The organism is Butyricicoccus intestinisimiae, from assembly GCF_018918345.1.
Classification (GTDB): domain Bacteria; phylum Bacillota; class Clostridia; order Oscillospirales; family Butyricicoccaceae; genus Butyricicoccus_A; species Butyricicoccus_A intestinisimiae.
This window is the reverse complement of sequence record NZ_JAHLQI010000004.1, coordinates 43,364-62,090: the sequence shown is the minus strand read 5'-3', so window position 1 is coordinate 62,090 and position 18,727 is coordinate 43,364. Positions and strand designations below refer to the sequence as shown.

General features: G+C 52.1%; 18 protein-coding genes and 1 other annotated feature. Of the genes, 15 read left to right on the top strand and 3 right to left on the bottom strand.

All coding sequences use genetic code 11. The features are described from left to right. The first annotated feature begins 1 nt into the window (after nucleotide 1). Nucleotides 2-1,453 carry an S-layer homology domain-containing protein gene (locus tag KQI75_RS13830; RefSeq protein ID WP_216470344.1) on the top strand — a complete coding sequence of 484 codons (1,452 nt, stop codon included), beginning with the start codon at nucleotides 2-4 and terminating at the stop codon, nucleotides 1,451-1,453. Nucleotides 1,454-1,486: 33 nt separating this feature from the next. Here the strand turns inward: KQI75_RS13830 and KQI75_RS08510 are convergent, their stop codons facing one another. Both KQI75_RS08510 and KQI75_RS08505 read right to left on the bottom strand, forming a co-directional pair. Further along, entirely contained in the window at nucleotides 1,487-2,041 is a 555-nt protein-coding gene (locus KQI75_RS08510; RefSeq protein ID WP_216470342.1) for an ANTAR domain-containing response regulator, read from the bottom strand. Nucleotides 2,042-2,046: 5 nt separating this feature from the next. After that, a complete protein-coding gene (locus tag KQI75_RS08505; RefSeq protein ID WP_216470340.1) occupies nucleotides 2,047-2,982 on the bottom strand; it encodes a radical SAM protein in 936 nt (311 codons plus the stop codon). A 133-nt stretch (nucleotides 2,983-3,115) separates the two neighbouring features. Between KQI75_RS08505 and KQI75_RS08500 the strand changes: the two genes are divergently transcribed. Then, complete coding sequence (locus tag KQI75_RS08500) at nucleotides 3,116-3,439, top strand: winged helix-turn-helix transcriptional regulator (RefSeq protein ID WP_216470338.1); 324 nt, start codon at nucleotides 3,116-3,118, stop codon at nucleotides 3,437-3,439. A 62-nt stretch (nucleotides 3,440-3,501) separates the two neighbouring features. On the opposite strand, the gene KQI75_RS08495 is transcribed toward KQI75_RS08500, so the two are convergent. After that, nucleotides 3,502-5,883, bottom strand: coding sequence for a glycogen/starch/alpha-glucan phosphorylase (locus KQI75_RS08495; protein ID WP_216470335.1), 2,382 nt, complete (start codon nucleotides 5,881-5,883; stop codon nucleotides 3,502-3,504). A 356-nt stretch (nucleotides 5,884-6,239) separates the two neighbouring features. Further along, nucleotides 6,240-6,494 (top strand) — a binding site (T-box leader). Nucleotides 6,495-6,579: 85 nt separating this feature from the next. Between KQI75_RS08495 and KQI75_RS08490 the strand changes: the two genes are divergently transcribed. The 13 genes from KQI75_RS08490 (at nucleotide 6,580) to KQI75_RS08430 (ending at nucleotide 18,717) form a co-directional block, all read left to right on the top strand. Beyond that, nucleotides 6,580-8,046: an anthranilate synthase component I family protein gene (locus tag KQI75_RS08490; RefSeq protein ID WP_216470333.1), complete on the top strand. Its 1,467-nt coding sequence runs from the start codon at nucleotides 6,580-6,582 to the stop codon at nucleotides 8,044-8,046. Between the two features lie 13 nt (nucleotides 8,047-8,059). After that, entirely contained in the window at nucleotides 8,060-8,620 is a 561-nt protein-coding gene (locus KQI75_RS08485; protein ID WP_216470331.1) for an anthranilate synthase component II, read from the top strand. Between the two features lie 33 nt (nucleotides 8,621-8,653). Beyond that, the gene (trpD, locus tag KQI75_RS08480) at nucleotides 8,654-9,676 is read left to right on the top strand and encodes an anthranilate phosphoribosyltransferase (protein WP_216470329.1); all 1,023 of its coding nucleotides are present in this window, start codon (nucleotides 8,654-8,656) and stop codon (nucleotides 9,674-9,676) included. A gap of 12 nt (nucleotides 9,677-9,688) precedes the next feature. Continuing rightward, nucleotides 9,689-10,480 (top strand): indole-3-glycerol phosphate synthase TrpC, encoded by a 792-nt coding sequence (gene trpC, locus KQI75_RS08475; RefSeq protein ID WP_216470328.1) that lies wholly within the window; start codon nucleotides 9,689-9,691, stop codon nucleotides 10,478-10,480. Beyond that, nucleotides 10,477-11,073, top strand: a complete 597-nt coding sequence (locus tag KQI75_RS08470) for a phosphoribosylanthranilate isomerase (protein WP_216470327.1) — start codon at nucleotides 10,477-10,479, stop codon at nucleotides 11,071-11,073. Before trpC ends, KQI75_RS08470 begins: the two co-directional genes overlap by 4 nt. Nucleotide 11,074: 1 nt before the next feature. Next, nucleotides 11,075-12,259, top strand: coding sequence for a tryptophan synthase subunit beta (gene trpB, locus KQI75_RS08465; protein ID WP_216470326.1), 1,185 nt, complete (start codon nucleotides 11,075-11,077; stop codon nucleotides 12,257-12,259). Next, entirely contained in the window at nucleotides 12,252-13,031 is a 780-nt protein-coding gene (gene trpA, locus KQI75_RS08460) for a tryptophan synthase subunit alpha (RefSeq protein ID WP_216470325.1), read from the top strand. Before trpB ends, trpA begins: the two co-directional genes overlap by 8 nt. A gap of 341 nt (nucleotides 13,032-13,372) precedes the next feature. Then, complete coding sequence (locus KQI75_RS08455) at nucleotides 13,373-14,761, top strand: pyruvate carboxylase subunit B (protein ID WP_216470324.1); 1,389 nt, start codon at nucleotides 13,373-13,375, stop codon at nucleotides 14,759-14,761. An 11-nt stretch (nucleotides 14,762-14,772) separates the two neighbouring features. Then, nucleotides 14,773-15,108, top strand: a complete 336-nt coding sequence (locus KQI75_RS08450) for an OadG family protein (protein WP_216470322.1) — start codon at nucleotides 14,773-14,775, stop codon at nucleotides 15,106-15,108. An 18-nt stretch (nucleotides 15,109-15,126) separates the two neighbouring features. Next, the gene (locus KQI75_RS08445; protein WP_216470320.1) at nucleotides 15,127-15,522 is read left to right on the top strand and encodes a biotin/lipoyl-containing protein; all 396 of its coding nucleotides are present in this window, start codon (nucleotides 15,127-15,129) and stop codon (nucleotides 15,520-15,522) included. A gap of 15 nt (nucleotides 15,523-15,537) precedes the next feature. Then, complete coding sequence (locus tag KQI75_RS08440) at nucleotides 15,538-16,695, top strand: sodium ion-translocating decarboxylase subunit beta (RefSeq protein WP_216470318.1); 1,158 nt, start codon at nucleotides 15,538-15,540, stop codon at nucleotides 16,693-16,695. Between the two features lie 125 nt (nucleotides 16,696-16,820). Continuing rightward, entirely contained in the window at nucleotides 16,821-17,363 is a 543-nt protein-coding gene (yfcE, locus tag KQI75_RS08435) for a phosphodiesterase (RefSeq protein WP_216470316.1), read from the top strand. 19 nt (nucleotides 17,364-17,382) lie between these two features. Next, nucleotides 17,383-18,717 carry an acetyl-CoA hydrolase/transferase family protein gene (locus tag KQI75_RS08430; RefSeq protein WP_216470314.1) on the top strand — a complete coding sequence of 445 codons (1,335 nt, stop codon included), beginning with the start codon at nucleotides 17,383-17,385 and terminating at the stop codon, nucleotides 18,715-18,717. The last annotated feature ends 10 nt before the right edge of the window (nucleotides 18,718-18,727 follow it).

Here is an 18,727-nt window from a genome sequence, read left to right as displayed (position 1 = left end):
TTTGAAACACAAGAAACGATTGGCGGCTTGCCTGTTGACAGCTGCCCTCACAGTGAGCACCCTTTGCACCGGTGCTTTTGCATGGAACACACCGACAAAAGTCGCGCACCGGTTTGCAGACGTCAGTTCCTCTGATTGGTTCTGCGGCGCCGTACAAACCGCCTTTGACAAGGGCTACATGAGCGGTACATCCAATACGACGTTTGTTCCTCGCGGTGCAACCACCCGCGCAGCATTTGTTCAGACGCTGTACGCCAAGGCCGGCAGTCCATCGGTGAGCAGTACCAATCCATTCCACGATGTAAAATCCGGAGACTGGTATTATTCTGCGGTGCTCTGGGCGAGCCAAAATGGCATCACAAACGGCACTTCTGCGACAACATTTAGCCCGAACGCCAACGTGACGCGGGAACAGCTTGCTGTTTTTCTGTATGCAGACGCAGGCAAACCACACACCACCGGCAGTCTTTCGGATTTTGCAGACAGCAGCCGCGTAGACAGCTGGGCATTGCCGGCGATGCGCTGGGCAGTACAAAACGGCGTGATTTCCGGCTCCACATCCAACGGCAAACGATATTTGAAGCCATTGGACAATGCAACGCGTGCGGAAACCGCAACTATGCTGGTTTATTACACCGGCGGCATACAAACCAAGCCCGCAGCAATCTCCCCGACCGGTTTTTGTTACGATGACGTGTCAGATTATTCCGGCGCGGCATATGCAGTCGTCAACAACAATATACCGTTTTTTACCAGCGCAGACGCATCCACAACCTCATTTGAGCGATACAGCGCACTGGATGGGATGGGACGCTGCGACACCGCATATGCCAATGTCGGCACCGATCTCATGCCGACAGAACATCGTGGGGACATCAGCAGCGTCAAGCCCACCGGCTGGCACTCGGTCAAATATGACATTGTAGACGGCAAGTATTTATACAATCGCTGTCATTTAATCGGCTACCAGCTGACCGCAGAAAATGCAAACAAATTAAACCTTATCACCGGCACGCGATACCTCAACATACAGGGCATGCTGGATTTTGAAAACATGGTTGCCGACTATGTAAAGGAAACCCAAAACCATGTATTATACCGCGTCACGCCGGTCTTTGAAGGTGACAATGCAGTGGCGAACGGCGTCCTGATGGAAGCACAGTCGGTGGAGGATCACGGTGCGGGCGTCACGTTCTGTGTTTACTGCTATAACGTGCAGCCCGGCATTGTCATCGACTATGTGACCGGCGACAGTTATCAGACCTCCACGCCGTCTCAGCCAAGCGGCGAGACGACAGCCACGTACATTTTGAACACCAGTTCCAAAAAATTTCACAAGCCAAGCTGCTCCAGCGTCAACAAAATCGGCGCGGCAAACAAGAAGTCATTTACCGGAAAGCGTTCGGATTTGATTTCACAGGGATATTCTCCGTGCGGCACGTGCAAGCCGTGATATGAAACAAAACCGCCCTTCGGGGCGGTTTTGTCATGTCTGATAATGATTCAGAATATTTTGCGCAATGGCTCTTTTGGCTTGATGCTGATTCATTGCCTGATTTTTGATATACAAATAGGCTTCCGATTCGCTCATCTGTTTTTTCTTCATCAGCAAACGCTTCGCTCGACTGACAATGCAAATATCCGATAACCTTTGTTGCAGTTCTTCCTTCTCTTTTTGCAGAGAAAGTACCCAATCTATCAAACGCAGTACCTGCGCAAAGGTCACACGGGAAATCGGTTTTTCCACTGCCATTCCTCGAAAATGTCCATTCTGTACAGGAGTCGAAAATTTTTGCGGAACAAGAATCAAAACGAATGCGCTTGTCTGTTTATATATTGTATGTGTAATTTGATATTCCCAGGAATTCACGGAAGATATATCAACAATCACGAAATCGAAGCTGTTATTTTGTAAAATTCCACGTGCTTGTTCGGCAGAATATGCTGAATCAATTCGTTTTTCTGCATATACATTGTAGACAATCCGTTTCATATCATCCATGTGCTTTGCAGAGGTACCGACAAGTAAAATTCGTTTCATAAGCTCTATAAATGCCGAAGGTGTGTTCGGTACTCTCTCAACTGCTCTTCTCCAATCTGCGTGATAATATGCTCTAATGTCATAAGAAGTTTTTCTTTATCCTGCGGCAGGCTTCCGTACATAGGAATTGCATTGGACGCACCCATCGCAGCAAACTGTACCGGAATATTTAATCGTTTTATCAACACCTGCAATTCCTGATATTTTTCCACCTCACGTTCTTCCTTCCAATTTCCACGCTGAATTTCTTGATACAGTTCGGAATTTGGATAAATCGTCAGCATATTGGCTCCAATCAGCTTCGGGTGCAGCTGGTTGCAAATATCCGCCGTTCGTGTTGCGCCAAACACTCCTTTTCCCGCACCGGAGATTCCTGTCAGATAGAAAAACGCATAGCTGATATTGGCAGCATCTAAGCGCTTGCACTGTTCGAGAATATCTTGTGCCGTGTAGCCTTTATTCATAAACTGTAAAGCGTCCGTATCTCCCGTTTCCATGCCAATAGTCAAACTCGTATAGCCTGCGTCTCGTAAAGCAAGCAATTCTTCCTCTGTTTTTTGTTTTATATCTGTGATTCGCGCAAAACAACCAATTGTTTTGACCGTGGGAACGTACTCATAAATACGTGCAGCGATTTTCAATAAGCGTTCAGATTGCAAAACAAACGGATTGGCTCCCGTCAAAAATGCTCGTTTGAACCCTTCTCTCTGTGGTTGCCCTGTCAGCTTGTTCGCTTGACTCGTCATCGGATGATAATACAGTGTCTGAATTTCCAGCAGATCACTTGTTATATCCTGCATCGGAGACATCTTGAACGGAAACGGAATATCATCATACAGCGTACAAAATTTGCACTTGTGATGGGTACATCCTGCCGTCACCTCCAGCAGCAGTGAATCCGCCTCATATGGCGGTCTCCAAACGGTTCCCGTAAAATGCATTTGCCTCACTCCTCTGTGTTTTGATGTTCTCAGTATAACAGAATGTCTGGATTTGAACAGTACGGTACTTTTTTGCAGTACCTTGCCAAATCCTTCTCCGCGCGATATACTAAAAACAAAGGAGAGATTTCTCATGCGAAAAAGCAATGCCGCAATAAAACGGTGCAAAACCATGTCTACGCTGCAAAAGATTTTAGGCGGAAAGTGGAAACTGGAAATTTTATATTATATCGGCGTAGAAGATGTGCACCGATTTGGCGCCCTCCGCCGCCATTTGGTCGAGATTACGGAATCCTCTTTGACCAAGCAGCTGCGCGAATTAGAGGCAGATGGATTTTTGCATCGACACGACTTCCACGAAGTCCCTCCGCATGTCGAATATACATTAACGGAATTGGGAGAAAGTTTTCTCTCCGTTCTGCACTATATGAAAGCATGGGGCGAGAAAAATCTATAACTAGACGCAAAAAGGCGACAGGAAAAATCCTGCCGCCTTTTGTTTTATCTGATTGTCAGCAATCAATCGAACTCAATCGGATCAATGTGCCAAATGTTGTCCGCGTAGTCCTTGATGGTACGATCCGAGCTGAACTTACCTGCGTTGCAGATGTTTCTCCAGCACTTTTCTGCGAATGCGTACTTATCCTTGTAGTCGCGGTTGAGCTTGAGCTTGGTGTCCACGTAGCTCTGGAAGTCATACATCAGGAAGTACTTATCCGGATGGCTCTGACCCCAATCGACGTTGTGGATGATGGAATCGTACAGCTCCTTGAACATGCCGGTGCCGCCATCGTCCAGCGTGCCGTTTACAAGAGCTTCCATGACGCGCTTGATCTTCGGGTCGTTGTTGTAGATGTGATACGGAATGTAGTTGTTGTTCTCTTCCTTCTCAATCTCGTCAACGGTTGCACCAAAGATGTACTCGTTCTCCATGCCGGCTTCCTGTGCAATCTCTACGTTTGCGCCGTCCAGCGTACCCAGCGTAACCGCGCCGTTGAGCATCAGCTTCATGTTGCCGGTGCCGGAGGCCTCGGTGCCTGCGGTAGAAATCTGCTCGGATACGTTTGCAGCCGCCACCAGCTTCTCAGCGTAGGATACGTTGTAGTTCTGTACGAAGATAACGCGCAGCTTGTCGCGAACCTGACCGTCGTTTTCTACGAGACGAGCGATTTCGTTAATCAGCTTGATGATGCCCTTTGCACGAACATAGCCCGGCGCAGCCTTTGCACCAAAGATGAAGGTGGTCGGATGGAAGTCCTGAATGGAGCCGTCCTTCAGGCCGTAGTAGATATACAGAATGGACAGTGCGTTCAGGAACTGACGCTTGTACTCATGCAAACGCTTGATCTGGATGTCATAGATAGAATCCTTGATCGGAGCGGTGCCGTCATGCTTGAGCATGAACAGACCCAGCTGATGCTTTTTCTTGTGCTTGATGTCCCAGAACTCATCGAGAACCTTCTTATCGGTTGCGTACTTCTCCAGCTTCTTGAGCTGCGGCAGATCCGTAACCCAATCATCCGAACCGAGCAGACGAGTAATCATCGCAGACAGCTCGCGGTTGTTCATTGCCAGCCAACGGCGCTGGGTGATACCATTGGTCTTGTTCTGGAAGCGCTCCGGCCACATCTCATAGAAGGAATGCAGGGTACTCTTCTTCAAAATCTCGGTATGGATGGCAGCTACACCGTTTACATAGCTGGAACCGTACATAGCCAGATTTGCCATGTGAATCATATCATGCTTGATAATCTGGACATCCTGAATGAAGTCCGGATTGCGCTTCTGCTGATACAGCTCATCAATAAAGCGGTTGTTGATCTTCTCAATGATCTCATAAATATCCGGAACGACCTCGATGAGCAGATGCTTGTTCCACTTCTCCAGTGCCTCCGGAAGAATGGTGTGGTTGGTGTAAGCAAAGGTCTTCTTTGCGATATTGAGTGCATCGTCGAAGCTAACGCCTTCGTATCTGGTCAGCTGACGAATGAGCTCCGGAATCGAGATAACCGGATGGGTATCGTTGAGCTGGATGGCATTGAAATCAGCGAAATGCGAGAAGTCATTGCCATGTACCAGCTTATAGTTTTTAATCATATCCTGCAGCGATGCACAGCAGAAGAAATACTGCTGCTTCAGGCGCAGCTTCTTGCCCTCATCGGTTGAGTCGTTCGGATACAGCACGCGGGAAATATCCTCTGCGCGGTTCTTCTCGCGAACCGATGCTTCATAGTGCTGATCGTTGAATTCGTTGAAGTCGAAGGAGGACAGCGGCTCTGCCTGCCACAGACGCAGGTTGCCGATGTGCTTGGTGCCATAACCGATAACCGGCAGGTCATACGGCACTGCACGCACGGTCTGGTCTGCAAAGCGAACGAGAACTGCATCGGAATCTACGCGGATGCTCCACGGATCGCCGAATCGCGTCCAGTCATCGGCGGTCTCCTTCTGGAAGCCGTCCTGAATGTACTGCTTAAACAAACCATATTTATAGCGAATGCCATAGCCGTCGAGCGGGAGATCCAGCGTTGCTGCGGAATCCAGGAAGCATGCAGCCAGACGTCCCAAGCCGCCGTTGCCCAGGGAAGCATCCTCTACTTCTTCCATGTCGGACAGCTTGAGACCGCGCTCGTTAAACAGCTTTTCTACTTCATCGTAAATACCAAGGCAAAGCAAATTGTTATAGATTGCACGGCCAATCAAAAATTCTGCGGACATATAATATGCATGGCGTGCTTCTCTGTGCAGCTTCTGGCTTTCCTTCCACGGAGTGGCGATCTGTGCCATAATTGCTTTGGAAAGAGCATGATGAATATCCTGTGCATTGGCCTCGTTGAGATCCTTGCAGCGGTCACTCTTCAGGTATACTTCCATCTCTTCCATCAGTTTGGTACAATTCATAGTGTCTACCACCTTTCTCTTTACAGCAGGCAGCGCGGGTTTCGCCTCAGGGGATTCAGCAGCGGCACAGCAACTCTTCTCCATCTTACGTATGCCATTCACCCGTTATATGCGCCTTACGTTGATATGATTATAGCATACCATTTTGATGTTTTCAATAAAAAAATCATAAAACCATGTAATTTTCTTGTTCATATGTACTGTTTGTAACATTTTATCCGCACTTTTTGTCCTATTTAGAAACTTTGCTTTTTGTTTTTATATCACACAAAGCAATATTCCTACCTTATATGCAGGATTTTTTCGCCCGTCCACTTGACAACCCCGCGCTTCTGTGGTACTTTTAATACAACATTTGAAAACCGTTGATCGAGACAAGTACGCTTCGTGAAGTACGCACAGAGAGCTGTAGATGGTGGGATTACAGTGGTATGGATGATGCCGAATGGACTCGTGAGGGCAGCCTGAACGCCGTGCCGGCAAGTAGGCGCTGACGGAATCCCGCCGTTATCGTGGAGCGCACATGTTGGTGTGTGATGAGTGGTCGATGTTCTTTCGAACCATCGGCAATATGGGTGGCACCGCAGAAGCTGACAGCTTTTGTCCCAGAGATTCTAGCAGAGATGCAGGACTTGGGATGAAGGCTTTTTTTATTGTCCTTTCCTCACTGCATCCATTCAGAAAGGACGATATATCATGCTGAAACCTACTTCTTCCGAAATTCAATCGTATGCCGCGGACTATTCGATGATTCCGCTGTGCCGTGAAATTTACGCCGATGTCACCACGCCGATTGCGCTTCTGCGCAAGATTGCGCAGGTATCCAATCGGTACTGTCTGCTGGAAAGCGTAGAGGGCGGCGAGCGCTGGGGACGGTACTCGTTCCTCGGCTATGACCCGCTTGTTCATATTGTATGCAAAGACCACGTTGTCACCACGGAATATGCCGACGGACGCCGCGAAAGCGTTACCACGGATCAGCCCAACGACATCCTCCGCGCACTCATGGCGCAGTACAAAGCGCCGCGCATCGAGGGCTTCCCGCCGTTTACCGGCGGCTTGGTTGGCTATTACGCCTATCGCATGATCGGCTATGCAGAGCCGACCCTGCATCTTCGCTCCAGTGATGTGGATGATTTCGACCTGATGCTGTTTGACAAGGTCATTGCGTACGACCACCTGTCGCAGAAAATCAATGTCATCGTCAACATGCCGACCGACAACGTCTTGGAAAATTACGGCACGGCGCGCGCAGAAATCGAAAAAATGATTCGTCTGATTCGCGAGCCGATGCAGCTGCCAACCGCACACAAGCACTGCAAGCCGCAGTTCACCTGCAACGTGACCAAGGAAGAATACTGCGACATCGTCAACAAGACCAAGCAGCACATTGTAGACGGCGATATTTTTCAGGCAGTCCTGTCCCGCCGGTTTGAAACGCCGTATACCGACAGTCTGCTCGATGCGTATCGCGTCCTGCGCACCACCAACCCTTCTCCGTACATGGTTTACCTGCATCGGGATGACATCGAGCTGATGAGCACCTCTCCGGAAACGCTGGTTCGTCTGCGAAACGGCCGTCTGTCTACATTTCCGGTTGCCGGTTCCCGTCCGCGCGGCGCAGATAAAGAAGAAGATCTCGCACTGGAAAAAGATTTGCTGTCGGATGAAAAGGAACTCGCCGAGCACAACATGCTCGTCGATTTGGGCAGAAATGACATCGGCAAATTGTCTCAGTTCGGTTCTGTCGAAGTCACAGATTATCAGATGATTCACCGGTATTCCCGCATCATGCACATCACCTCGGTTGTTGAGGGCAATATTCTGCCGAAGTTTGATGCCTTTGATGCCATCTCCACCCTGCTTCCTGCCGGCACCTTGTCCGGCGCGCCGAAGATTCGCGCCTGCGAAATCATCGAGGAGCTGGAGCCGTGCGCCCGCGGCGTATACGGCGGCGCACTCGGCTACGTCGATTTCACCGGCAACATGGACACCTGCATTGCCATCCGCATGGCGGTAAAGAAAAATGACAGGGTGACCATCCAGGCGGGCGGCGGCATCGTCGCGGATTCGGTTCCGGAAAATGAATACATGGAATCCCAGAACAAGGCAGGCGCCGTCATCGCTGCGATTGAACGCGCCGCCGAAGTGGACGCAGACTGAGAGGTGCTTTGCAATGCTTTTACTCATTGATAATTACGACAGTTTTTCCTACAATCTCTACCAGATGTGCGGTGCGATTGAGCCGGATATCCGTGTATTTCGCAACGACCGGATTACACCGGACGAAATCCGCAAGCTGCATCCGGATCACATTCTTCTCTCTCCTGGTCCGGGACGTCCGTGCGATGCGGGCATTTGTGAGGACGTCATTCGGGAATTTGCAGGAAAAATTCCCATTCTCGGCGTATGCCTCGGTCATCAAGCCATCTGCGAGGTGTACGGCGGCACCGTGACGCACGCCAAGCACCTGATGCACGGCAAGCAGAGTATTGTCTCGCTCGACCACAGCTGTCCGCTGTTTGACGGTCTGGCAAACGAAATGGCGGTTGCGCGGTATCATTCTCTGATCGGCACCGACCTGCCGGATACGCTCAAAATCGTATCCACGGACAACATCGGAGAGGTCATGGCAGTCATGGACGAAAAAAACAAGGTCTTTGGTCTGCAATTCCATCCGGAATCCATTCTCACCCCGCAGGGTTCCGTTCTGCTGAAAAATTTTCTTGCGCTCTAACGCATATTTCATAGATAAAGGAGAGTTCTCATTATGATTAAAGAAGCGATTGAAAAAATTGTCACCCGTGAAGATTTGACATATGATGAAGCCTATCGGGTTATGAATGAAATTATGAGCGGCAAATCGACCCCGACACAGAACGCCGCATTTCTCGCAGCACTCTCTACCAAGAGCGCAAAGTTTGAAACCATTGACGAGATTTCCGGCTGCGCCGCTGCCATGCGCGAACACGCCATTCCGGTAGATACCGGCGATCTCAAGTGCTTGGAAATCGTCGGAACCGGCGGTGACCGTTCCAATTCCTTCAACATCTCCACCACCGCCTCCATCGTTATCGCGGCAGGCGGTCAGCCGGTAGCCAAGCACGGCAACCGCGCAGCGTCCTCCAAGTCCGGCGCCGCCGACTGTCTGGAAGCGCTCGGCGTCAATTTGAACCAGACACCGGAGACCTGTGTGCAGGAATTGAAGGATGTCGGCCTGTGCTTTTTCTTCGCACAGAAGTATCACACGTCCATGAAGTATGTCGGCGCCATCCGCAAGGAGCTCGGCTTCCGCACCATCTTTAACATTCTCGGCCCAATCACCAATCCGTGCAAGCCGTGCTATCAGGTGCTCGGCGTTTACGGAGAATATCTGGTTGAGCCGATGGCACACGTTTTGTCCAGCCTCGGCGTCGAGCGCGGCATGGTGGTATTCGGTCAGGACACCATGGACGAAATTTCCATCAGCGCACCGACCACCGTATGCGAGTTCGGCAACGGCGAATACAAGAGCTACACGATTCAGCCGGAAGATTTCGGCTTCCCGCGCGGCAGCAAGAGCGATATTGTCGGCGGCACCGGTGAAGAAAACGCACAGATTACGCGTGATATTCTGTCTGGCAAGGAACAGGGCGCAAAACGCAATATTGTCCTGATGAACGCCGGCGCTGCGCTGTACATCTCCGGCAAGGCTTACACACTGGCTGACGGCGTAAAGCTGGCGGCTGAACTGGTTGATTCCGGCAAGGCCATGCAGACATTGGAAGCCTATGTTGCTGCATCCAACAAGTAAGAGGAGCGGAACATGATATTAGACGAACTTGCTGCTTACGCGCAGCAGCGTGTGCTTGCCGACAAGCAGGCACACCCGTTGGAGGAACTCAAGCAGCGCTGTGAGACGGTTTCTCCCCGCACGCCGTTTGCTTTTGAGCAGGCTCTGCGCGGAGACAACTTATCCTTTATCTGTGAAGTCAAGAAGGCATCGCCTTCCAAGGGCATCATCGCACAGGATTTCCCGTATCTGGACATCGCCAAGCAATACGAACAGGCGGGCGCCGACTGCATCTCCTGTCTGACCGAACCCAAATGGTTTCTCGGCAGCGATGCAATTTTTACCGACATTCGCGCAGCGGTACAGACACCGATGATTCGCAAGGATTTCACGGTGGATGCCTACCAAATTTATCAGGCCAAGCTGATGGGTGCTGATGCTGTTCTGTTAATCTGTGCCATTTTGGACACACAGACCATCGAACAGTATCTTGGCATCTGCGAGACACTGGGACTGACCGCTCTGGTCGAGGCACACGATGCGAAGGAAATTCAATCTGCTGTCGACGCCGGCGCACGCGTCATCGGCGTCAACAACCGCAATTTGAAGGACTTCTCCGTTGATTTTTCCAACGCCAGCCGTCTGCGCGACTTGATTCCGCCGGAAAACATCTACGTTGCGGAATCCGGCGTGTCCTGCGCCGCCGATGTCGCAGCACTGCGCAGCATCGGCGCGGATGCCGTGCTGATGGGCGAAGTGCTCATGCGTGCACCGGACAAAACCGCGTTGCTCCGCGAGATGAGACATGCAGGTCTAAACCAATGAAAGTAAAAATTTGCGGACTCAGCCGCCCGTCAGATATCGCGGCGGTCAATCAATACCGGCCGGATTACGCCGGATTTATCATCAATTTTCCCAAGAGCCATCGAAGCTGCACACCGGAGCAGGTGCAGGCTCTGCACGCACAGCTGTCTCCGGACATTCCCGCTGTCGGCGTTACCGTCAATCAGCCGCTCGACACGGTCGCTTCCCTGCTGGAGCAGGGCATTATCGATATTGCGCAGCTGCACGGGCAGGAGGATGACGCCTACATTCAGGCGCTGCAAGCGCGCACCGGAAAACCGATCTGGAAGGCATTTCGCATTCGATCGACTGATGATTTGGATGCGGCGCGTGCCAGCAGTGCGGATATGATTTTGCTGGACAACGGCTATGGCACCGGCGAAACCTTCGATTGGACGCTCGTGCGCAACATCGGACGCCCGTTTATTCTGGCAGGCGGCCTGCGCGAGGAAAATATACAGGACGCTGCTGCTATGCAGCCGGATGCAATGGATATTTCCAGCGGCGCGGAGACAAATCGTGTCAAGGATCCCGAAAAAATCCGCGCCCTGATCAACATCATAAGGAGTATATAACATGTCAAAAGGAAGATTCGGCATTCACGGCGGACAATACATCCCCGAAACTCTGATGAATGCCATCCACGAACTGGAAGAAGCGTACAATTATTATAAAAACGATCCGGCATTCCATGCGGAGCTGGATGAGCTGCTCAAAAACTATGTCGGCCGTCCTTCCCTGCTGTACTATGCAGACAAGATGACCAAGGATCTGGGCGGCGCAAAGATTTATCTCAAGCGCGAGGATCTCAATCATACCGGTTCCCACAAAATCAACAACGCGCTGGCACAGTGCCTGCTCGCCAAAAAGATGGGAAAAACCCGTGTCATTGCGGAAACCGGCGCCGGTCAGCACGGTGTTGCAACGGCAACCGCTGCCGCTCTGCTTGGTCTGGAATGCGAAGTGTACATGGGTCGTCTGGACACCGAGCGTCAGGCGCTCAACGTCTACCGCATGAAGCTGCTGGGCACCAAGGTGCATCCGGTCGACAGCGGTACCGCTACGCTGAAGGATGCCGTTTCCGAGACCTTCCGCGAGTGGGTCAGCCGCATTGATGACACGCACTATGTCCTCGGCTCCGTCATGGGTCCGCATCCGTTCCCGACCATCGTTCGTGACTTTCAGGCTGTGATTTCCAAGGAAATCAAGCAGCAGATTCTGGAGCAGGAAGGCCGTCTGCCGGACGCCGTCATTGCTTGTGTCGGCGGCGGTTCCAACGCCATCGGCGCCTTCTACAACTTCATTGAGGACGAGAGCGTTCAGCTCATCGGCTGCGAGGCTGCTGGACGCGGCATCGACACCAAGGAGACCGCTGCCACCCTGTCCACCGGCCGTCTGGGCATTTTCCACGGCATGAAGTCCTACTTCTGCCAGGACGAGTACGGTCAGATCGCACCGGTTTACTCGATTTCTGCCGGTTTGGATTATCCGGGTATCGGTCCGGAACATGCGATGCTGTTTGATTCCGGCCGCGCGCAATACGTGCCGATTACCGACGAAGAAGCGGTACAGGCATTTGAGTATCTGTCCCGCACGGAGGGCATTATTCCGGCGATTGAGTCCGCTCATGCCATCGCTTACGCGCAGAAGCTCGCGCCGACCATGTCTCCGGATCAGATTATTGTCGTCAATGTCTCCGGCCGCGGCGACAAGGACGTAGCGGCAATTGCACGCTACAGAGGGGAGGATCTTCATGACTAAGATTGCAGATGCGTTTGCAACTGGCAAAGCGTTTATTCCATTTTTGACCTGCGGTGATCCGGATTTGGAGACCACCGAAAAACTGATTTGTGCCATTGCAGAAGCCGGCGCAGATCTCATTGAGCTGGGCATTCCGTTCTCCGACCCGACTGCAGAGGGTCCGGTCATTCAGGACGCCAATCTGCGCGCCCTGTCCGTGGGCACTACCACCGACAAGATTTTCGATATGGTGCGCCGCGTGCGCCAGACGGTTTCGATTCCGATGGTATTTATGACCTATGCAAACGTAATCTTCTCTTACGGCGCAGACCGCTTTCTCAAAACCGCCGCGGAAATCGGCATGAACGGCATCATCGTTCCGGATGTGCCGTTTGAGGAAAAGCAGGAGTTCGAGCCGCTGTGTCAGAAATACGGCCTCGATCAGATTTCCATGATTGCACCGACCTCGCACGACCGCATCCGCGCGATTGCCGAACAGGCGAACGGCTTCCTGTACTGCGTCTCCTCCCTCGGCGTCACCGGCACACGCACGGCGATTACGACCGACATCGGCGCCATGGTCAAGCTCGTCAAGGAGGTCAAGGACATTCCGTGTGCCGTCGGCTTCGGCATCTCGACGCCGGAACAGGCGGAAACCATGTGTCGTCAGGCGGACGGCGCGATTGTCGGCTCTGCGATTGTCAAGCTCATCGCGCAGTACGGCCGCGACAGCGCGCAGCCGGTTGCGGATTATGTACGCACGATGAAAACCGCCTGCCGAAATGCACAGTAATTTGTATTTTTATACCTTTTTTGTAACAAAAGATTCCCTTTCAAACCAAAGGGGATCTTTTTATTTTTGTCAATTCGCATTTCGCCGGATTGTGTTGTCATTTTTTGTCTACTTTGACTATTACATTCTTGCTTCTTTGCTTTTTATACGACTTTCTGTTCAAATTATCTGCAATTATACGAAAATTGCATTGCAATACTGTGTATTTCTGATGTATAATAACAGTGTTTGGATGACCTTATTTTGTGCGGCGGCTGCGGCTCGCACCGCATCATGTTCCGTCAAAAAACGTCATTTACTTATTTTCGTCATCTTTAATTATTTAAAGGAGCTGATACACTGTGCCAAAAAAACTGAAGATCACAGAGACCGTCCTTCGTGACGCCAACCAGTCTCTGTGCGCAACTCGTCTCCCGATGTCGGAATTCAAGCCGATTCTGGAGACCATGAACAAGGTTGGTTACCACTCTGTCGAGTGCTGGGGCGGTGCTACATTCGATTCCTGCCTTCGTTACCTGAACGAAGATCCGTGGGAGCGTCTGCGCACCATCCGCAAGGCTATGCCGGACACCAAGCTGCAGATGCTGCTGCGTGGCCAGAACATTCTGGGCTACAAGCACTACTCTGACGACACGGTTCGCGCTTTCGTTCGCAAGAGCGTGGAAAACGGCATCGACATCATCCGTATTTTCGACGCGCTCAACGATATGCGCAACATCGAGACCGCGGTTGACGAATGCCTGAAGGCTGGCGGCGAAGCACAGGGCACCATTTCTTACACCCAGTCCCCGGTTCACACGCTGGAGAACTACGCAAAGCTCGGCAAGCAGATTGAAGAGCTTGGCTGCCAGTCTCTGTGCATCAAGGACATGGCTGGCGTTATGAGCCCGCAGGAAGTTTATGACCTCATCACTGCTCTGAAGTCTGAGGTGAAGATTCCGATCGTTGTTCATACCCATGCTACCACCGGTCTGGGCTCTATGACCTACCTGAAGGCTGTTGAGGCTGGCGCTGACGTCATCGACTGCGCAATCTCTCCGTTCGCAGGCGGTACTTCCCAGCCGTGCACCGAAGCTATGGATCATGTGCTCGTACAGATGGGCTATGAGACCGGTCTGGACCGCGCTGCTATGCGTAAGGTCAACGAGTTCTTCGAGCCGATCAAGAAGGAATACGTTAAGGAAGGCAAGATCAATCCGTTCGTTATGAACGTCAACACCAACGCCCTCCACTACAAGATTCCGGGCGGTATGCTGTCCAACCTGATTGCAAACCTGACCGATATGAAGGCTCTGGATCGTCTGGACGAAGTTCTGGCTGAGGTTCCGAATGTCCGCAAGGATATGGGCTACCCGCCGCTCGTTACCCCGCTGAGCCAGATGGTTGGTTCTCAGGCTGTTAACAACGTCCTGATGGGCCAGCGTTACAAGAACATCACCAAGGAAATCCGCGCATACATCCGCGGCGAGTACGGCAAGGCACCGGCTGAGATCAATCCGGAACTGGTAACCAAGGTTCTGGGCGAAGGCAACAAGCCGATGGAAGGCCGTTATGCAGAAACTCTGAAGCCGGAGATTCCGGAAGCTGTCAAGAAGCTGGAAGGCATCGCCGAGAGCGAAGAGGATGTTCTGTCCTATGTAGCATTCCCGCAGCAGGCTGAGAAGTTCTTCCAGTACCGCGAGGAGCACAAGGGCGTCAAGGTAACATATTCCATCAAGAAGGTTGACTAAGGAGGCAGACAATGAACATTGGTGTAGGTGAAGCCCTGCTGATTGCGCTGTGTGGCTTCGTAACCGTATTCCTCCTTCTGATTTTCCTGATTGTCGTTATTAAAATCATCTCTGCCGTTGTCGTTTCTCTTCAGAAAGGCAAAAACAAAGCTGCTGTTCCTGCTGCGCAGACCGCAGCTCCGGCTGCTCCTGCAAAGGAAGAGGAAAAGCCTTCCAAGCCGTGGGACGGCAAGCTGCAGCTGATTGATGTCGATGAAGAGACCGCGGCGTGCATTATGGCCATCATCAGCGATGAGACCGACATTCCGCTGGACGAATTGCAGTTCAGACGCATTCAGGCGCTTTAATTGGAGGTACAAAACAACATGAAATATATCGTAACACTCAACGACAAACAGTATGAAGTTGAAGTAGAAAAGGGCAAGGCTGTCGCTGCTTACATCGGCGAGGCACCGGCTCCGGCTCCGGTTGCTGCCGCTCCGGCTCCTGCCGCTGCACCGGCACCGGCTGCTGCTCCGGCTGCTGCTCCGGCCGCTCCGGCAGGCGCAGGCGATCCGGTAACTTCCCCGATGCCGGGTACCATCCTCGACGTTCGCTGCCAGCAGGGTCAGACCGTAAAGAACGGCGACATCCTGTTCATTCTGGAAGCAATGAAGATGGAGAACGAAATCTTTGCAAACAAGGATGGTACGGTAACTTCCGTATGCGTATCCAAGGGCGCGTCGGTTGACACCGGCAGTGTTCTGTGCACCATCTCTTAACGGAGGTCGCAGACAATGGAATTTTCTTTCACTACCGTTCTCGGTAAGATTCTCGGAGAATCAGGTTTCGCAGGCTTATTCGGCAATGGTCTTGATGGCTGGAAAAGCTTGGCAATGATTCTCATTGCGTTTGTCCTGCTGTACATGGGCATCGCAAAGAAGTTTGAGCCGCTGCTGCTGGTTCCAATTGCATTCGGTATGCTGCTGGCAAACCTGCCGAACGCAAACATCATGCAGGACGGCGGACTGCTCAATTACTTCTACTACGGCGTTAAATTCGATATTTATCCGCCGCTGATCTTTATGGGCGTCGGTGCAATGACAGACTTCGGTCCGCTGATTGCCCGTCCGTCCTCCCTGCTGCTCGGCGCTGCTGCGCAGTTCGGTATCTTTTCCGCCTTTCTCGGCGCTCTGCTGATTTTCCATTTCCCGGTCAACGTTGCTGCTGCTATCGGTATCATCGGCGGTGCAGACGGCCCGACCGCAATCATGGTTACCTCTCAGCTGGCTCCGGAGTACCTGTCCGCCATCGCGATTGCGGCGTACTCGTACATGGCGCTGATACCAATGATTCAGCCGCCGATTATGAAGGCGTTTACGCGCAAGGAAGACCGCAAGATTAAGATGACGCAGCTGCGCGAAGTTTCCAAGGCTGAGAAGATCATCTTCCCGATTGCTGTTGCTACTATCGTTATCCTGCTGCTGCCGGACACCGCTCCGCTGATCGGCATGCTGATGCTGGGCAATCTGTTCCGCGAGTGCGGCGTATGCGACCGTCTGTCTGACACCGTTCAGAATGCTCTGATGAACTCCATCACCATCCTGCTCGGCACCTCTGTCGGCGCAACCGCTGCTGCAAGCACCTTCCTGACTTGGCAGACCATCTTTATCATCGTTCTGGGTCTGGTTGCATTCCTGCTCTCCACCTTTGGCGGCGTCATCTTTGGCGACATCATGTGCTGGGTTACCAAGGGCAAGATCAACCCGCTGATCGGTTCCGCCGGTGTATCCGCCGTTCCGATGGCTGCCCGTGTGGCTCAGATCGAAGGCCAGAAGGAAAATCCGTCCAACTTCCTGCTCATGCACGCCATGGGTCCGAACGTTGCCGGTGTTATCGGCTCCGCAGCTGCTGCCGGCTTCTTCCTGAAGCTGGTTCCGATGCTGCTCGGCTAATTTCCCGAAATACAAATCCCCTTCCAAAATTTTTGGAAGGGGATTTTTCTCGCACTGCTTTACTATTTCGGCAAAATCCAGTACAATAAAATACGATAAAAGGTTTAAGACAGGAGTTTTGCATTGTGAAAAAAGTATTGATCGCATCGGATATCCATGGTTCTGCGTATTACTGCGGCTGGCTGCTCGACCGCATCGAGGAACACCAGCCCGACCGCATTGTACTGCTCGGCGATTTGCTGTACCATGGCCCGCGCAACGATCTTCCCAAAGGCTATGAGCCAAAGGACGTCATCTCGATGCTCAACGGCATTCGCGACAAGCTGCTGTGTGTGCGCGGCAACTGTGATACCGAGGTAGACCAGATGGTGCTGAATTTCCCGATTCTGGCAGACTATGCCGTTCTGATGCTGGGCGATCAGACGGTTTACATCACCCACGGCCACCACTACAACGAGCAAAATCCGCCGGCACTGGCACAGGGCGATGTGCTGCTGTGCGGACACACACACGTTCCCTGCCGTCACGAGCACGAGACGTTCACATACTTGAATCCCGGCTCGATTTCCATTCCCAAGGACGATTCCCATCCGAGCTATATGCTGTGGGAAAACGGAGTGTTCACGTGGTATGATCTGATGACGGGACAAAGCTATATTCCTGACTGACAGAAAGAAGGGCATTTGTATGAATGTGTTGGAGGAATACAAGCGCAAATTGCGCACACCGGAACAGGCGGTGCAGGTCATCAAAAGCGGCGATTGGATTGACTATACCACCAGCTTAGGACAGCCGATTTTGCTCGACCGCGCGCTGGCTGCCCGCCGCGATGAACTGACGGACGTGAAAATCCGCGGCAATCTGGTATTCGGCCCATTGGAAGTGGCGGAATGTGACCCGTCACAGGAGCATTTTATCTATCACTCCTGGCACTGTTCTTCCTATGAGCGCAGCCTGTGCGACCGCGGACTGTGCTATTATATCCCGATGGTGTTCCACTTAAATTCGGATTATTACAAGCACTTTTTGACGGTCAATGTCGCCATGGCGTGTGTGACGCCGATGGATCGGCACGGGTACTTTAATTTGTCCACTTCTACCGGCGTATCGGGTCAGATTCTGCGCAAAGCAGACATTGTAATTCTTGAGGTCAATGAAAATCTGCCCAAACTGTACGGCGGTTACGACGAATGCATTCACATCTCGGATGTGGATTACGTGGTAGAAGGCCATCACGACCCGTTTCCGGATGCTCCGGTGCCAAAAATCACGGATATTGACCGCAAAATTGCCGAGAACCTGCTGCCGTATCTGGTTGACGGCATGACGCTGCAGCTCGGCATTGGCAGCCTGCCGCACGCACTCGGCAACTTGATTGCAGAATCCGACCTCAAAGACCTCGGCATGCACACGGAGCTATGTTCCGATGCCTATTTACAGCTCCACAAGGCAGGCAAGCTCACCAACCGGTATAAAACCATCAACCGCGGAAAAAGCGTTCTCGGTGTCGCCGTCGGCTCCAACGAATTATACGATTGGATTGACGAAAACCCAAGTGTCGCCGTGTATCCGCTGTCCTACGTTAACAATCCCGAAGTGATTGGACGCATTGACAACATGGTTTCCATCAACAGCTGCTTGGAAGTGGATTTGTACGGACAAGTATCGTCGGAAAGTGCCGGCACACGGCAAATCAGCGGCACAGGCGGTCAGCTGGACTTTTTGACCGGCGCTTCGACCTCCCGCGGCGGCAAGGCGTTTATCTGCATGAGCTCCACATTCACGGACAGAAACGGCATGCAGCAGTCACGCGTTGTCCCGCGCTTTGGCGGCGATATTATCACCTCTCCTCGCTCACAGGTCTATTATCTTGCCACAGAATACGGTGTTGTCAATCTGATTGGCAAATCTACTTGGGAACGGGCAGAAGCCATTATTTCTCTCGCGCATCCGACGTTCCGCGACCAACTGATTCGCGCCGCACAGGCGCAGCATATTTGGAGACGCTCCAACAAGCGATAACGAAACCCCC

Bases quoted from the DNA above. Each gene is read 5' to 3' on its own strand.
- KQI75_RS08510 (WP_216470342.1), bottom strand. From the start codon at position 2,041: ATGAAACGAATTTTACTTGTCGGTACCTCTGCAAAGCACATGGATGAT.
- KQI75_RS08505 (WP_216470340.1), bottom strand. From the start codon at position 2,982: ATGCATTTTACGGGAACCGTTTGGAGACCGCCATATGAGGCGGATTCA.
- KQI75_RS08500 (WP_216470338.1), top strand. From the start codon at position 3,116: ATGCGAAAAAGCAATGCCGCAATAAAACGGTGCAAAACCATGTCTACG.
- KQI75_RS08495 (WP_216470335.1), bottom strand. From the start codon at position 5,883: ATGAATTGTACCAAACTGATGGAAGAGATGGAAGTATACCTGAAGAGT.
- KQI75_RS08490 (WP_216470333.1), top strand. From the start codon at position 6,580: ATGCTGAAACCTACTTCTTCCGAAATTCAATCGTATGCCGCGGACTAT.
- KQI75_RS08485 (WP_216470331.1), top strand. From the start codon at position 8,060: ATGCTTTTACTCATTGATAATTACGACAGTTTTTCCTACAATCTCTAC.
- trpD (WP_216470329.1), top strand. From the start codon at position 8,654: ATGATTAAAGAAGCGATTGAAAAAATTGTCACCCGTGAAGATTTGACA.
- trpC (WP_216470328.1), top strand. From the start codon at position 9,689: ATGATATTAGACGAACTTGCTGCTTACGCGCAGCAGCGTGTGCTTGCC.
- KQI75_RS08470 (WP_216470327.1), top strand. From the start codon at position 10,477: ATGAAAGTAAAAATTTGCGGACTCAGCCGCCCGTCAGATATCGCGGCG.
- trpB (WP_216470326.1), top strand. From the start codon at position 11,075: ATGTCAAAAGGAAGATTCGGCATTCACGGCGGACAATACATCCCCGAA.
- trpA (WP_216470325.1), top strand. From the start codon at position 12,252: ATGACTAAGATTGCAGATGCGTTTGCAACTGGCAAAGCGTTTATTCCA.
- KQI75_RS08450 (WP_216470322.1), top strand. From the start codon at position 14,773: ATGAACATTGGTGTAGGTGAAGCCCTGCTGATTGCGCTGTGTGGCTTC.
- KQI75_RS08445 (WP_216470320.1), top strand. From the start codon at position 15,127: ATGAAATATATCGTAACACTCAACGACAAACAGTATGAAGTTGAAGTA.
- KQI75_RS08440 (WP_216470318.1), top strand. From the start codon at position 15,538: ATGGAATTTTCTTTCACTACCGTTCTCGGTAAGATTCTCGGAGAATCA.
- KQI75_RS08430 (WP_216470314.1), top strand. From the start codon at position 17,383: ATGAATGTGTTGGAGGAATACAAGCGCAAATTGCGCACACCGGAACAG.